The sequence below is a fragment of the Rhizobacter sp. genome, assembly GCF_046595475.1.
Classification (GTDB): domain Bacteria; phylum Pseudomonadota; class Gammaproteobacteria; order Burkholderiales; family Burkholderiaceae_C; genus Rhizobacter.
Genome location: NZ_JBKJOQ010000010.1, coordinates 47932 through 62647 on the forward strand (window position 1 = coordinate 47932; position 14716 = coordinate 62647).

13 protein-coding genes are annotated in these 14716 nt (G+C 65.9%); 8 read left to right on the forward strand and 5 right to left on the reverse strand.

Annotation, left to right across the window (positions count from 1 at the left end):
• Window positions 1-6: 6 nt before the first annotated feature.
• The 3 genes from AC30QB_RS02105 to AC30QB_RS02115 all read right to left on the reverse strand — a co-directional run bounded on the left by AC30QB_RS02105 (window position 7) and on the right by AC30QB_RS02115 (window position 2870).
• Window positions 7-1638 (reverse strand): POTRA domain-containing protein, encoded by a 1632-nt coding sequence (locus tag AC30QB_RS02105; RefSeq protein WP_489544535.1) that lies wholly within the window; start codon window positions 1636-1638, stop codon window positions 7-9.
• A 42-nt stretch (window positions 1639-1680) separates the two neighbouring features.
• On the reverse strand, window positions 1681-2562 hold the full coding sequence (locus tag AC30QB_RS02110) for an Fpg/Nei family DNA glycosylase (protein ID WP_489544536.1): 882 nt from the start codon (window positions 2560-2562) through the stop codon (window positions 1681-1683).
• A 98-nt stretch (window positions 2563-2660) separates the two neighbouring features.
• A complete protein-coding gene (locus tag AC30QB_RS02115) occupies window positions 2661-2870 on the reverse strand; it encodes a cold-shock protein (protein ID WP_489544537.1) in 210 nt (69 codons plus the stop codon).
• A 266-nt stretch (window positions 2871-3136) separates the two neighbouring features.
• Between AC30QB_RS02115 and AC30QB_RS02120 the strand changes: the two genes are divergently transcribed.
• The 8 genes from AC30QB_RS02120 to ubiA all read left to right on the forward strand — a co-directional run bounded on the left by AC30QB_RS02120 (window position 3137) and on the right by ubiA (window position 12412).
• Window positions 3137-4762 carry a peptide chain release factor 3 gene (locus AC30QB_RS02120; protein ID WP_489544538.1) on the forward strand — a complete coding sequence of 542 codons (1626 nt, stop codon included), beginning with the start codon at window positions 3137-3139 and terminating at the stop codon, window positions 4760-4762.
• 150 nt (window positions 4763-4912) lie between these two features.
• Window positions 4913-5197, forward strand: coding sequence for a helix-turn-helix domain-containing protein (locus AC30QB_RS02125; protein ID WP_489544539.1), 285 nt, complete (start codon window positions 4913-4915; stop codon window positions 5195-5197).
• Window positions 5197-6447 carry a type II toxin-antitoxin system HipA family toxin gene (locus AC30QB_RS02130; RefSeq protein ID WP_489544540.1) on the forward strand — a complete coding sequence of 417 codons (1251 nt, stop codon included), beginning with the start codon at window positions 5197-5199 and terminating at the stop codon, window positions 6445-6447. The genes AC30QB_RS02125 and AC30QB_RS02130 overlap by 1 nt, the downstream gene beginning before the upstream one ends.
• A gap of 118 nt (window positions 6448-6565) precedes the next feature.
• Complete coding sequence (locus AC30QB_RS02135) at window positions 6566-7018, forward strand: DUF2214 family protein (RefSeq protein WP_489544541.1); 453 nt, start codon at window positions 6566-6568, stop codon at window positions 7016-7018.
• A gap of 71 nt (window positions 7019-7089) precedes the next feature.
• Window positions 7090-8094, forward strand: a complete 1005-nt coding sequence (locus AC30QB_RS02140) for a 5'-methylthioadenosine/S-adenosylhomocysteine nucleosidase (RefSeq protein ID WP_489544542.1) — start codon at window positions 7090-7092, stop codon at window positions 8092-8094.
• Entirely contained in the window at window positions 8091-9119 is a 1029-nt protein-coding gene (locus AC30QB_RS02145) for a purine-nucleoside phosphorylase (RefSeq protein WP_489544543.1), read from the forward strand. The genes AC30QB_RS02140 and AC30QB_RS02145 overlap by 4 nt, the downstream gene beginning before the upstream one ends.
• Window positions 9120-9185: 66 nt before the next feature.
• Entirely contained in the window at window positions 9186-11477 is a 2292-nt protein-coding gene (locus AC30QB_RS02150; protein WP_489544544.1) for a TonB-dependent receptor, read from the forward strand.
• 38 nt (window positions 11478-11515) lie between these two features.
• Entirely contained in the window at window positions 11516-12412 is an 897-nt protein-coding gene (gene ubiA, locus AC30QB_RS02155) for a 4-hydroxybenzoate octaprenyltransferase (RefSeq protein ID WP_489544545.1), read from the forward strand.
• A 36-nt stretch (window positions 12413-12448) separates the two neighbouring features.
• On the opposite strand, the gene AC30QB_RS02160 is transcribed toward ubiA, so the two are convergent.
• Both AC30QB_RS02160 and proC read right to left on the reverse strand, forming a co-directional pair.
• A complete protein-coding gene (locus AC30QB_RS02160; RefSeq protein WP_489544546.1) occupies window positions 12449-13720 on the reverse strand; it encodes a Glu/Leu/Phe/Val family dehydrogenase in 1272 nt (423 codons plus the stop codon).
• A gap of 172 nt (window positions 13721-13892) precedes the next feature.
• Window positions 13893-14702 (reverse strand): pyrroline-5-carboxylate reductase, encoded by an 810-nt coding sequence (gene proC / locus AC30QB_RS02165; protein WP_489544547.1) that lies wholly within the window; start codon window positions 14700-14702, stop codon window positions 13893-13895.
• Window positions 14703-14716 lie beyond the last annotated feature (14 nt).

Genomic DNA, 14716 nt, shown 5'->3' on the forward strand with positions numbered 1-14716 from the left:
GCCTGCTCAAAAACTGCGTTTGGCTTCGACCAGCAGCTGCACCTTGCGTATCGACGCGTCGCCGTCAAGCGGAAACGCCAGGTCGATGTGCACCACATTGCCGATGGCCGAGCGGCTGTTGCCCAGGCGCAAGCCGAAGCCGATGTCGCGCAGCAGGCCTTGCGGGATCGGCGTGCGCGCGTCTTGGTCCCAGGTGCGGCCCATGTCGTAGAACACCGCCCCGCCCACGTTGAACAAGCGCCACGGGTACCACTCGCTGAAATAACGCTGCTCAGCGGTGAGCAGCCAGCGCCCCCTGCCGCTCTGGTAGCGCAGTGGGTAGCCGCGCAGGCCCGAGTCGCCGCCCAGCAGCACTTGCTGATCGGGGTCGGGGTTCACGGCGCGGTCGGCGGCGAGGGTCAGGTAGAGGCTGCGCCGGGGCGATTGCCGCAAGTAGTAGCGCGCGCTGGCACTGAGCAGAGTGCCCGCCAGGCCTTCGTCTTCCGTGCGGCCTTCCGCGCTCGCGTCGAAGAGAAAGGTGTGGCCCGGCCATGGCTGCAAGCCTTTTGACAGGTGTGTGTTGAAGACCGCGGCGCGGCGGTCAGCGCCGAAGCGAGGGTTGGCCAGCCCTAGCAGCGCGGTGACGTGCCAGCCCAGTGCCACGTCTTCGGTCTTGCCGATCTGGTCCTGGTTGCGCGTTTCCTCGAACGCGTCTTCCACAAGCTCGAAGCCCAGCCAGGGGTAGACGAGCTTGCGGCTGGCCGGCGCACTCACCGTTTGCGTCGTGGCGTTGACGATGGGGTCGGCCTGGTGCTCGTCGTGCGTCCAGCCAGCGGTCCAGCGCGTCACCCAGCCTGCGTTCAGGCCCTGCGACAGGCCGCCATACAGCTTGGCAAAGCGCTCCGTGGTCTGGTATTGGCCCACCACCTGGCCTTGCTCGTAGACCGAGTCCACACGCGTCTCGCGGCGCCATGAGACGCCCACGGCATTGCGTGTGTCCAATGCGTAGAAAGGGCGCTCCAGCGCCAGCGAGCGCGCACCGCCATCGCTGTTGCGGGCGTACTGGCCCGCCAGGTCCCAGCGGCTACCGCCAACTTGCGGGTCACGGTAGAACAGCGTGCGGGTGTGGCGGTCCACACCCGACTTGATGTCCAGGCCCAGTTGCGTGCCCCAGCCCAGCAGGTTGGCTTCTTGCAGCCCCAGGCTGCTGCTGTTCTTGCCGCCCTTGCGGCCGAAGGACAGGCCGGGTTTGAGCGTCCACACGTCTTGTGTCACCACCTCGATCTCGGCCTCGCCATCGGGGCAGGCCAGCGGGCGAATGGTGGCGTCGCGCAGGTAGCCGGTGCTGCGCAGCAAGCGCTCCGACTCTTGCAGGAGACGCGCGTCGTAGGGGTCGCCAGGTTTGAACAGCAGCAACTGCCGGATGGTCGACGCTCGCGTCTGGATGTGCAAGGCGTTGGCCAGACGGTACAAAGCCTTGTCTTCATCCGGAATGCGGGTGTCGAAGATGTCCAGGCGCACCAGGGTCACGCTGCCGATGCGGCTGCACGAGAGGTCGGCGGGCTGGGCCAGCGCCAGCGCGGGCCAGCACGATGCGGTGAACAACGCGGCCCGCCACCCCTTGCCGCTTGCACGAGCGGATCCTTGCGATCGGGTCATGGGCGCACTGTGCCGCGGCTGGCTTAAGTGCGGCTGAAGTCATCAGCCCAGCTCGTCGATGTTCTTCGGCCAGCTCTTGTGCAGCAGCGTCGAGAGCGCGCGGTCGGCCAGCAGCTTGCCGCCGGTCTGGCAGCGGGCGCAATAGTGGGTCTCGTTGCTGGCGTAGACGATGCGTTGCACCGGCGTGTGGCACACCAGGCAGGGCTGGTTGTAGCGCCCGTGCACGGCCATCTGCGGGTGGAAGGCCGTCACCTTCTCTGGCCAGTCGCCGGCCTCGGTGCGCAGCAGGCTCGTCCATTCCTGCAACACCGCCTTGGTGGCCTCGAACAGCCGCGTGACCTGCTCGGGCTCCAGCTTCTGCGACAGCAAGATCGGCGAAAGCTTCGCGCGAAACAGGATCTCGTCGGAATAGGTGTTGCCGATGCCACTGAAGAGCCGCGGGTCGGTCAACACCTTCTTCATCGTGTGGTTCTCGCGCTGCAGGCGCTCGGTGAACGCTTGCAGCGACGCACTCATCACGTCGATGCCGCCCGGGTCCATGGCTTGCAGCGCCGCGCGGTCGGCTAGCATATGCAGTGATGCGCGTCGCTTGCTGCCGGCTTCGGTGAGCACCACGCTACCGTGCTCAAACTCGAACGCGGCCAGCGAGATCTTCCCCGGCGGCTTGCCGCCTGGCAGCAACCAGCGCAACCGGCCGGCGATCATCAGGTGAATGACGAGGAAGAGGCCGTTCGAAAGCGCCAGCACCACGCGCTTGCCGAGCCGCTCGACGCCGATGACGCGTTGGCCGTCAGCGTGCGCGAGCGGTGGCAGCGCGGTGCGCAGCAAGAAAGGGTTGAGCACCCGTACCCGCTTGAGCACCTGACCCTGCACCTTGTCGGCCAAGCGTTCGACGTAAACCGTGATGTCTGGCAGCTCTGGCATAGGCGGCAGTGTGCCAGCGGCTGCGCAAAGGCATAAAAAAACGCGGCCGAGGCCGCGTTTTTGGGTGGCGACGTGTCGCCACCGGCATCAACCAGGTCTTAGACCGGGCGGATGTTGGCTGCTTGCAGGCCTTTTTCGCCTTGCTTGACTTCGAATTCGACCTTCTGGTTTTCAACCAGGGTCTTGAAGCCGCTGCCGGCGATGTCACGGAAGTGAGCGAACAGGTCTGCGCCGCCTGCGTCTTGAGCAATGAAGCCGTAGCCCTTGCTCTCGTTGAACCATTTCACGGTACCGGTTTGCGTCGTCATGATGCGTTTTCCTAAACAAAAGATGGTGAGGAGCACATGCTCCGCACGCAGCGACACTCAAGAACGATCAAGGGATTTCTAACGAACACCACACCGGAACCGGGCAGCACGAACGAGATCACTAACACCACTGTCTTGCGTAACTGTGGGGCGAATGTACCCGACACCGGCCGTTCCAGCTAGTCGGTGTGTGCGCCGGGGTGGGCCATGCCGCCGATAATGGCCGGTTTCCACGAGGCGGCGCGCACCCTTTGCGCCGCAGGCCCATGTCAGATCTGACCCCTCAGGTGCGCCGCCGCCGCACCTTCGCCATCATTTCCCACCCCGACGCGGGCAAGACCACGCTGACCGAAAAGCTGCTGCTGTTCTCGGGCGCGATCCAGATCGCGGGCAGCGTGAAGGCGCGCAAGGCCTCGCGCCACGCCACGTCGGACTGGATGGAAATTGAAAAGCAACGCGGCATCTCGGTCGCGTCCAGCGTGATGCAGATGGAATACCGCGACTGCGTCATCAACCTGCTAGACACCCCAGGCCACCAAGACTTCTCGGAGGACACCTACCGTGTGCTGACCGCGGTAGACGCGGCACTGATGGTGATCGACGCCGCCAACGGTGTGGAGCCGCAGACGCGCCGCCTGCTGCAGGTGTGCCGCGCGCGCAACACACCCATCCTCACCTTCGTCAACAAGATGGACCGCGAGGTGCAGGAGCCGCTCACGCTGATGGACGAGATCGAGCGCGAGCTGGGCATGGGCGTGGTGCCCTTTACCTGGCCGGTGGGCATGGGCAAGCAGTTTCACGGCGTGATGGATTTGCGCGAGGAGCAGATGCGCGTGTTCAGCCCCGGCGAAGACCGCCACCACAATGACGACGAAATTCTGTTGGGCCTGAACAACCCGGCCTACGCTGAGCGCTTTGGCATGCAGTACGAGCAGGCGCGAGGCGAGATCGAGCTGGTGCGCGAGGCCGCGCCGCAGTTCGACCGTGAGGCGTTTTTGGCCGGCCACCAAACGCCAATGTTCTTCGGCTCGGCGGTCAACAACTTCGGTGTGCGCGAGGTGCTCGACGCGCTGGTCGACCTGGCGCCATCGCCCGGCCCGCGCGCGGCGGTGCAGCGCCTGGTGCAGCCCGACGAGCCCAAGTTCACCGGCGTGGTCTTCAAGATCCAAGCCAACATGGACCCGGCCCATCGCGACCGCATTGCCTTCGTGCGCGTGGCCAGTGGCCACTTCGAGCGTGGCATGCGGCTGAAGGTGGGCCGCTCGGGCAAAGAGCTGCGGCCTAACACTGTGGTGAGTTTCTTGAGCCAGCGCCGTGAGTTACTCGACGAGGCCTTTGCCGGCGACATCATCGGCATCCCCAACCACGGTGTGTTGCAGCTGGGCGACACACTGACCGAAGGCGAGCCGCTGCTCTACACCGGCTTGCCCTTTTTTGCGCCCGAGATGTTTCGCAGTGTTGAAGTGGCCGACCCGCTGCGCACCAAGCAACTGCGTGCTGGCCTCACGCAGCTGGGCGAAGAAGGGGCGATTCAGGTGTTTCGCCCCTTGGCGGGCTCGGTGCTGCTGCTCGGCGCGGTCGGCCAGCTGCAGTTCGAGGTGGTCGCCCATCGGCTGGAGTACGAGTACGGTGTAAAGGCGCGCATCATGCCCAGCCGCTTCCAGGTGGCGCGCTGGGTGACGTGCGATGAGGCCGATGGCGGCGCGCGCGAACTCAAGCGCTTCATCGACGCCAACGACCACCGCGTGGCCTACGACGCCGTCGACGCACCCACCGTGCTGGTGGAATATGCGCCCGAGCTGCGCGCCATCGAGACCAACTGGCCCAAGATCAAGTTCCATGCGCTGCGTGAGCACGCGGGCCTGGTGTTCCAGAAGCAGCTCGACGGCTGAGGGTGCGGGGGCTCCTCAAAATTACCGGACGGTAATTTTTAGGAGGAATCATAGGCACCTTGCAAAGAAAATTACCCAACGGTAATTTCTGATTGCTTTTTGGGCCTCAGACGCCGTAAAGTTACCGATAGGTAATTTTATGGGCCTACCATGCCAGCCAACACTGAAAAATTCCCGCTCGGTAACGAGCACGCGCCCGCTTTGCCCGAGACAGTGGTCCGTTCCACCGAGGCCCTGGGTGAATTGGTGCGGCGGCAGCGCAAGCAGCTCGCGCTGAACCAGCTGGACGTGGCCGGTCTGGGCAACACCGGCAACCGCTTCATCGTGGAGCTGGAACGCGGTAAGCCCACGGTGCAACTGCAGAAGGTGCTGCAGGTGATGGACCTGCTGGGCCTGGAAATGGTAGTGCGGGCCAAGTCCGCACGGGGGCTGTGATGGCCCGGCCACCGCACCTCGAGGTCTATTTCGGCGACGAGCAGGTGGGTTCGCTGTACGACGAATCGCCGCCGGCTTTCGAATACACGCCGGCGTGGCTGGCGCGCACCGAATCCATGCCGCTGTCCGCCATCGCCTTGGCGCCGGGGCGCACCCACGCCGCGGCCGTACAGGCCTTCTTCGAGAACCTGCTGCCCGAAGGCGAGTTGCGCACCTACATCGCAGAGCAGAAGAAGGCCTCGACCCTGTTTTCCCTGCTGCTCGAAGTGGCAGGCGACACCGCGGGCGGCTTCGTCATCCTGCCCGCGGGCCAGCGCCCGCAGCCGCCGTCGTACAAGCCCACCACCTGGGCCGAGCTGCACGCCAGGCTGGACAAGGCGTCGGCCGCGGCCATCGACATCAAGAGCGAAGGTGCGCGCATCTCGCTGGCCGGGGCACAAGACAAGGCGTCGATCGCGCTCTTCGACGATGGGCCGCCCCAGTTGCCGCAAGGCACCTCGCCCTCCACCCACATCCTCAAGCCCGACATCAAACGCCTGGCCAAGGTGTGGGACTCGGCCGCCAACGAGACGCTAATCATGCTGACGGCCGAGCGGTGCGGGCTGCCCACCGCCCAGGTGTTCTACGAGCCGACCACCCACGCCTGCATCGTCAAGCGCTTCGACCGCCGTGCGCAGGCCAACGGCCGGCTGGCGCGGCTGGTGCAGTACGACCTGTGCCAGCTGAGCGGCACGCTGTCAGAGAAAAAGTACGAGAAGGAAGGAGGCCCCGGCATCGCGGCCTGTGCGGCATTGATCCGCAGCTACAGCACCCAACCGGCCGTCGACCTGCGCCACTTTCTGTTGTGGATCTTCTTCAACCTCTACACCGGCAACAACGACAGCCACGCCAAGAACCTGTCGATGTACTCGGTGCCGGGCCGGGGTGTGTTGCTCACGCCCTTCTATGACCTGATGTGCACCCGCATCTACCCCGCCTTGTCACAAGAGTTCGCCTTCAGCATCGGCGGGGAGGTGAGGCCTGGCAGAGTGACGCAAGAGCATGTGCGCGAGATGGCCCGCCTGACGGGGGTGGGGCCGGCCTTCGTGTTGCGGCTGGCGCAAGAGCTGGCCCGCAAGATGCCCCAGGCACTGGATGAAGCCCTGCAAGCGCTGCAGCCAACCCTGCCGCGCAGCGCCGCGGTGCTGGCACAACGGGTGCAACGTTTCGTGTTGTCGACGACGCGCAAGACCGCAGCACGGCTGCAATGACCTGTGGCGCCACGGGCCGGGCGCTTCACGCCAGGGTGCGGCGGTTTCATCGCACGGCGGTTGCGGCCCGTGGCGCTTGCCGGCACATTCGAGTCAGACCCCTCTCACGGAGACCACCATGCTGGTGAAAGCCCTTTTTGCCTATGCTCACTTCGTGGCCGCCTTCGGCATCGTGGCCACCTTGTTCTTCGAGTGGTTCACCTACAGCCAGACGCCCACTGCCCCCGAGGCCCGGCGCCTGGCGCTGGCCGACCGCTGGTATGGCATCTTTGCCGTGGTGCTGCTGGTGGCCGGCTTCACCCGCGCGTACCACTATGAAAAAGGCTGGGCCTACTACCAGGCCAGCCCCTTCTTCCGCGTCAAGCTCACGCTCTTCCTGCTGATAGGCCTGCTGTCCATCTACCCGACCATCCGCTTCCTCCGCTGGCGGCCGGACATCCGCGCTGGCCGTGCGCCCACGGTGACCGACGCCCAGCACAAGATCATCGTGCGCTGCCTGGGCATCCAGATGCTGATGCTGGTCGTGCTGCTGCTGTCGGCTTCGCTGATGGCCAACGGGGTGGGCCTCTAGGCGGCGCGCAGGCACACTCGGGTGGAGCACTTCTTGCTCCGCCCGATCACTCCGTTGCTGTGAGGTGTGCCTTGCCTGTCATCTTGTTTCTTGCCCGGCAGCGACTGCGCGCTGCCTTCGTTCTGGTGCTGGGTCTGGCGTGCGCGGGCGCAGCCCTGGCCGCACCACCGAGCCGTTGCCTCAGCGAGTGCACCCCGCGCATCGGCATCGTCTCGGCCTTCGGCGCCGAGGCCGACATCCTGCTCGCCCAGACCACCGCCAAGCGCAGCTGGGTCATCAATGGCAAGCGCTACACCACCGGCCGCCTGCGCGGCAACAAGGTGGTGATCGTGCTCAGCGGCGTGAGCATGGTCAACGCCACACTGGTCACGCAGCAGCTGCTCGATCACTTTCGCATCGAGCGCCTGGTGATGAGCGGCATCGCTGGCGGCATCAACCCGGCGCACCACGTGGGCGACGTGACGGTGCCCGACCGCTGGGCGATGCCCATGGAGGTCTACTGGAACGCCGACGGGCAGACACCCGCTCCCTGCGGTGCGGCCGGCGAGGTGGGTTGTCTCGGGCTCAAGCTGGCAGCGCAGCCGCCGTTTCGCGGTTGGTTCCTGCGCGAAAACCACGTGCTGAGCAGCGCCAGCGCGCCGCAAGGTGAATACAGGCTCGACTACCCGGTCGATGCCGAAATGCTGCAGGTCGTGCGTGCGTTGGCGCCAGCGCTCGCGCGTTGTGGGCCCAAGGGCGCCTGTGTGAGCGAGCAGCCGCGGCTGGTGGTGGGTGGGCGCGGCGTGTCGGGCACGGCCTTTCTCGCCAACCCGGAGTACCGCGCTTACCTGTTCGACACGCTGCAGGCCGAGACCGTCGACATGGAGACCGCGGCGCTGGCCCACGTGGCGCTGAGCAACGGCGTGCCCTACATCGCGTTTCGCAGCCTGAGCGACCTGGCGGGCGCCACCGAGTTCAACGCCGACGTCGGTGCCTTGTTCTCAAGCGGCCTGGCCGAGGCCAACGAAGCGGCCGTCACCCTCGCCTTCCTGGATGCATGGAAGAAGCGCACCGCCACCCGAAAGGCCAAGCCATGAAGTGCACACCTCTTCTTTTGGTCTCCTGCATGGTGGGCGCACTCGCAGCTGCGCCGGCCGTCGCCGCGCCACGCGAGATCAAGGCCCTCGTCATCACCATGTTCGGCCCCGAGGCCGAGCTCTGGACCAAGAGCTTCAATCTCTCGCAGGAGATCACCGTTGCGGGCCTCTCGCCCGACTACCCGGCGTTGCGTTGCAACGCCGATGACGTGTGCCTGGTCACCACCGGCATGGGCCACGCCAACGCAGCCGCGTCGACGCTCGCGGTCACGCTCGACCCGCGCTTCGACCTGCGCAAGACTTACTTTTTCATCACCGGCATCGCCGGCATCGACCCCGCGCAAGGAACGCTCGGCACTGCTGCCTGGGCGCGCTGGCTGGTCGATGTGGGCATTGCGCACGAGATCGACGCGCGCGAGATGCCCAAAGGCTGGAAGACGGGCTACTACGGACTGTTGACCAAGGGGCCAGGTGAGAAGCCCAAGCTCGAGTACCGCACCGAAGTGGCGCGTGTCGATGAGGCGCTGCTGCAGAAAGCGCTGGCCCTCAGCAAGAATGCCGTGCTGCAAGACAGTGACGCCGCCAAGGCTTACCGTGCCAAGTACCCGCAGGCCCCGGCCAACCAGCCGCCGCGCGTCACGCAATGCGACACGCTCGGGGGCGACACCTGGTGGCATGGCCATCGGCTCGGCGAGCACGCGCGCAGCTGGACCAAGCTGCTCACCGACGGCCAGGGCACCTACTGCACCACGCAGCAGGAAGACAACGCCACGCGCAACGCACTGGAGCGCGCCGCCGCCGCCGGCAAGGTCGACTTGAAGCGACTGGCCGTGCTGCGCACGGGTTCGAACTTCGATCGCCCCCATCCGGGGCAGAGCGCGCACGCTTCGCTGCTGGCGTCGACGACCGGCGGCACCGGCGGCTTCATGCCCGCGACGCAGAACCTGGCCATCGTGGGGGGCATGGTGGTGCGCGACATCGTGGCGAACTGGGCGCAGTGGCGCGAGGGCGTGCCTGCACCGTGATGTGAGCGTGCCCATGGCACGCTGATTGCGAAACGTGTTCCTCCGCAACCCCGGAAGGAACCGTCCATGCTCACCCGCCACGCCCACAAGGCCTTCGTGGTCCGCCCGCTCGTCATCGCGTTGGCCACTGCCTTTGCGACCTTGCAGCCGGCACTCGCGCAAACCACCGAGCCTGCCGCTCCCGCCGCAGCAACCGCCGCCCCGGCTAGTGCGCCCGATGCCGCCAAGCTGCCCACCGTCACCGTCACGGCCGAGCGTCGCAGCGAGAACGCGAAGGACGTGCCCATGGCCATTTCCACCCTCAGTGGCGAGAAGCTAGACGTGCTCAATTCGTCGGGCGAAGACGTGCGCATGCTGTCGGGCCGCGTGCCCAGCCTGAACATCGAGTCTTCATTCGGGCGCGCGTTTCCGCGCTTCTACATCCGGGGTTATGGCAACACCGACTTCCGCCTCAACGCCTCGCAGCCGGTGCTGCTGGTGTACGACGATGTGGTGCAGGAGAACCCCATCCTCAAGGGCTTCCCGGTATTTGACCTCGACCAAATCGAAGTGCTGGCCGGGCCGCAAGGCACGCTGTTCGGGCGCAACACGCCGGGCGGGGTGGTGAAGTTCGACTCGGCCAAGCCACGCAACAAGTTCGAGGGTTACGGCAGCCTCTCGTACGGCAGCTTCAACGCCATCAATGCCGAGGCTGCGATCAACGTGCCTTTGTCTGACACCGTGGCCGCGCGCGTGTCGCTGATCTCGCAGAACCGCGACGACTGGGTGGACAACACCAACCCGGCCGGCCCGACGAAGGAGTTCGAGGGCTATCACGACACCGCCGTGAGGGCGCAGCTGCTCTATGCGCCGCATAAAGACTTCAGCGCGCTCTTCAACCTGCATGCGCGCGACCTCGACGGCTCAGCGCGCCTGTTTCGCGCCAACATCATCAAGCCCGGCAGCAACGACCTCATCGGCGGCTTCGACGAGAAGAAGATCAGCCTGGACGGCGCGAACGAGTCCAAGCTCAAGACCCAGGGTGCCAACGCCAGGCTGAGCTGGAAGCTCGACGGCGTGACCCTGCATTCCATCACCGGCTACGAGTCGCTGGACACCTACAACCGGGGTGACATCGACGGCAGCGCAGGGCCCTACTTCGGCCCTGGCCAGATCCCCTTCCCGTCCGAGACAGCAGACGGCATCCCCAAGCACCGCCAGCTCTCGCAAGAGCTGCGGCTGGAGTCGAGCGACAGCGCCCCGCTGGGCTGGCAGGCCGGCGCGTACTACTTCGATGAGGACTACACGCTGGAGTCTTTCAGCTACGACTCTCTGGGCGGCGGCGCTCAGAATGCGTACTCCAAGTCACAGCAGAAGAACAAGGCCTATGCCGTGTTCGGCGCGCTGAAGTACGCGGTGACGCCCGCCTTCACCGCACGCGGTGGCTTGCGCTACACCCACGACGAGAAAGACTACGCGCTGCAGGAGTACAACAGCGCGGTGTTCGGCACGCCGGCCACCCTGGCCGATCTGCAGGCGGCTGGCCCCGTGACGGCTTCGCTGTCCAAGAGCAAGGTGAGCTGGGACCTGAGCGGTACCTACAAGCTCACGCCCGACCTGAACGCCTATGCGCGCCTGGCCAACGGCTTTCGCGCGGCCAGCGTGCAGGGCGCGGGGCAGTTCAACGGCCAGTCGGTGGCCGAACCCGAGACCAACACCTCGATCGAGGCTGGCATCAAGGCCGACCTGATGGACCACCGCGCACGAGTCAACTTCAACGTCTTCCACTACACCGTGAAAGACCAGCAGCTCACGGCCGTGGGGGGTGGCAACAACAGCGTTCGCCTGCTCAATGCCGAGAAGACGGTGGGCCAGGGCTTCGAGCTCGACTTCCAGGGCTACCTGGCCGAAAACCTGCTGGTCACGCTGACCGGCAGCTACAACGACACCAAGATCAAGGACGCAGGCCTGGGCGTCGGCGTGTGTGCCTCATGCACCGTCACCGACCCGATGTCGGGTGGCTTCGCCCTGATCGACGGCAACCCCTTGCCCCAGGCTCCCAAATGGACGGCCAACTTCACGCTGCGCTACGGCATGCCGATGGGCGAGGGCGGCGAGCTCTTCGTCTACACCGACTGGGCCTACCGCAGCAAGGTCAACTTCTTCCTCTACGAGTCGGTCGAGTTCACCGGCAAGCCCTTGACCGTTGGCGGCCTGCGCGTGGGCTACAACTGGGGCAACGGCAAGTACGAGGCCGCGCTGTTCGCACGCAACATCACCAACCAGATTCGCGTCACGGGCGGCATCGACTTCAACAACCTGACCGGCTTCATCAACGAGCCGCGCGTCTTGGGGGCGCAGTTCAAGGCCACGTTCTGAAGCGTGGGGGCGGTTCTACGCGGTTCTAAACTGCGGGCATGACCGCGCCGACCCCTTCAGCCCCTGCTCGCGCACCTACTCGCCTTTCGCTCTACCTCGACCTCATCCGCTGGGATCGCCCGGCCGGCAGCTACCTGCTGCTGTGGCCCACGCTGTCGGCGATGTGGATCGCGGCGGCGGGCTTTCCGGGCTGGCATTTGCTCATCGTGTTCGTGCTCGGCACCTTCCTGATGCGCAGCGCCGGGTGCGCCGTCAATGACGTGGCCGACCGCGATTTCGACAAGCACGTGAAGCGCACCGCACAGCGGCCCGTCACCAGCGGAGCGGTCAGCACGAAAGAGGCGCTGCTGCTCGGTGCCGCGCTCGCCTTCGTCGCCTTTTTGCTCGTGCTCACCACCAGCGCGGTCACCGTGGCCTGGAGCGTTGCCGCGCTGGCGGTGAGCATCTTCTACCCGTTCACCAAGCGCTTCTTCTCGATGCCGCAGGCGGTGCTGGGCGTGGCCTTCAGCTTCGGCATCCCGATGGCGTTTGCCGCGGTGCAAGGCGAGGTGCCGGCTGTGGGCTGGTGGCTGCTGCTGGGCAACCTGTGCTGGGTGATCGCCTACGACACCGAGTACGCCATGGTCGACCGCGACGACGACCTGAAGATCGGCATTCGCACATCGGGCATCACGCTCGGCCGCTTCGACGTGGCCGGCGTGATGGCTTTCTATAGTCTCTTCATCGCGATCTGGGGCGTGCTTGGCGCACAGCTGGGCCTGCACTGGCCTTTCTTCACCGGCCTCGCTGTCGCCGCGGGCGTCGCGGCCTGGCACTACACGCTGATCGGCACCCGCTCACGCGAGGGCTGCTTTCGTGCCTTTCGCCTCAACCACTGGCTGGGGTTTGCGGTGTTCATCGGCGTCGTGATCGACTTCATGATCGCCGGCCGATAAAGCGCCAACCTCGCGCGAGCGCTGCGTCTCAGAGCCTCACGGATACAAACCCCGCTCCTCACGCGCAGTCAAGATGCGCTCGCAGGCCACCGCGAAGGTCGCTGTGCGCAACGTGATCTTGTGGTGGTCGGCGGTGTCCCAGATGTGGCGCAGCGCGTCGACCATGATCTTGTCAAGCCGCACGTTGATCTCGTCTTCGCTCCAGAAGAAGCTGCTGAAGTCTTGCACCCACTCGAAGTAGCTCACCGTCACGCCGCCGGCGTTGCAGATCACGTCGGGCACCACCAGCACGCCGCGCTCTTTCAGCACATCGTCGGCCTCGGGCAGGGTGGGGCCGTTGGCGCCTTCCAGCACCAGCTTAGCCTTGATGCGCTGTGCGCGTGGCACGGTGATCTGGCCTTCGAGTGCGGCGGGGATCAGGATGTCGCAGTCGACGTTCCAGAACTCTTCGTTGTCCACTCGCTCGGCGTCCTTGTAGCCGGCGATGCCGCCTTCACGCTTGAGCACCTCCATGGTGTCGGCCATGTCGAAGCCCTTGGGGTTGACGAGGGTGCCGGTGTGGTCTTGCACCGCCACCAGGGTGGCGCCCGCGCCGACGAAGAGCTCGGCCGCGGCGCTGCCCACGTTGCCCATGCCTTGCACGGCGATGCGGGCGCCGTTGAGGTCGAGCCCGATGCGGCGCGCCGCTTCACGGCCGGTGACGAACACGCCGCGCCCGGTGGCCTTCACGCGGCCCAGTGAGCCGCCCAGGTGCAACGGCTTGCCGGTGACGACGCCGGTGGCCGCGGTGCCGGTGTTCATCGAATAGGTGTCCATCATCCAGGCCATGATCTGGCCGTTGGTGTTGACATCAGGCGCGGGGATGTCGCGCTGCGGGCCGATGATGATGCCGATCTCGCTGGTGTAGCGGCGCGTCATGCGCTCCAGCTCTTTCAACGACAGCTTCTTCGGGTCGACGCGTATGCCGCCCTTGGCGCCGCCATACGGCAGGTTGACCGCGGCGCATTTCACAGTCATCCAGGCGCTGAGTGCCATCACTTCTTCCAGCGTCACGTCGGGGTGGTAGCGCACGCCGCCCTTGCCGGGGCCGCGCGACAGGTTGTGCTGCACGCGGTAGCCCTCGAAGTGGGCCACGCTGCCATCGTCCATTTCGATCGGCACGTCAACAATCAGCGCGCGCTTGGGCCGCTTCAGGGTTTCAGACCAATGCGCCAGGTGGCCCAGGTAGGGCAGCACGCGGTCGACTTGCGACAGGTAGGTGTGCCAGGGGCTGGTGGCGCTGGGGGTGACGTAGGACAGGTAACTCATGGGAACAGTCTCCGTGGGTGGGTTCATGCTCGGATCAACGCGCACTCGTGATGCGCGGCACCGGCATGGGCCGAGACTGTAGGCGCGGCGATGGCCGATTTGCGCGCGTGGTCATGCTGCCTTTGCATGACCGCGCGCATAGCGCGGGGTTCGTTGCGCGTTTCGGTGCAGGCTAGCGGCCGAACTCGTCACCCAGCTCGGCAGCGCGGCGCTGCGCCGCCTTCAGCGCCTTGACGATGGCGGGCTTGATGCCGCTGGCTTCCATGGACGTGAGCGCGGCGTAGGTGGTGCCGCCCTTGGAGGTGACGCGCTCGCGCAGCAGCGAGGGTGGGTCGCTGGACGCTGAGGCCAGGGCTGCCGCGCCCGAGAAGGTGGCCAGCGCGAGGGCCTTGCCTTGCTCTTCGCTCAGGCCCATCTCGACCGCTGCCTGCACCATGGCTTCGACGAAATAGAAAACGTAGGCCGGGCCCGAGCCCGAGAGGGCGGTGACGGCATCGAGGTCGGTCTCGTTGGCCACCCACAGCGTGCGGCCGGTGGGTGCGAGCAAGCGCTCTATGTCCTTGCGCTCGTCGGCCGTCACGGCTTCTCGCGCATACAGCCCGGCGATGCCTTGGCCGATGAGCGCTGGCGTGTTGGGCATGGAACGCACGATGCGCTGCGTGCCGAGCAGCTTGGCCATGTCGTCGCTGCGTATGCCCGCCATCACGCTGAACTGCAGCGCCGTGCCGATGTGCTCCAGGTTGGCTTCTGCAGCGGCCTTGAAGCTTTGCGGCTTGATGGCCCACACCACGATGCCGGCGCGCTGCAGCACCGAGCCCGGCGCTTCGAGCGTGATGACTTGCAACTCGCGCTGCAGCTTGGAGCGCTGCTCGGCATTGGGCTCAAGCACCAGGATGTCCCCCGGCGCGCGGCCGCTCTTGAGCAGGCCGCCGATGATGGCGCTGGCCATGTTGCCGCCGCCGATGAATGCAATGGTGTTCATGCGGTCAGTGTAGA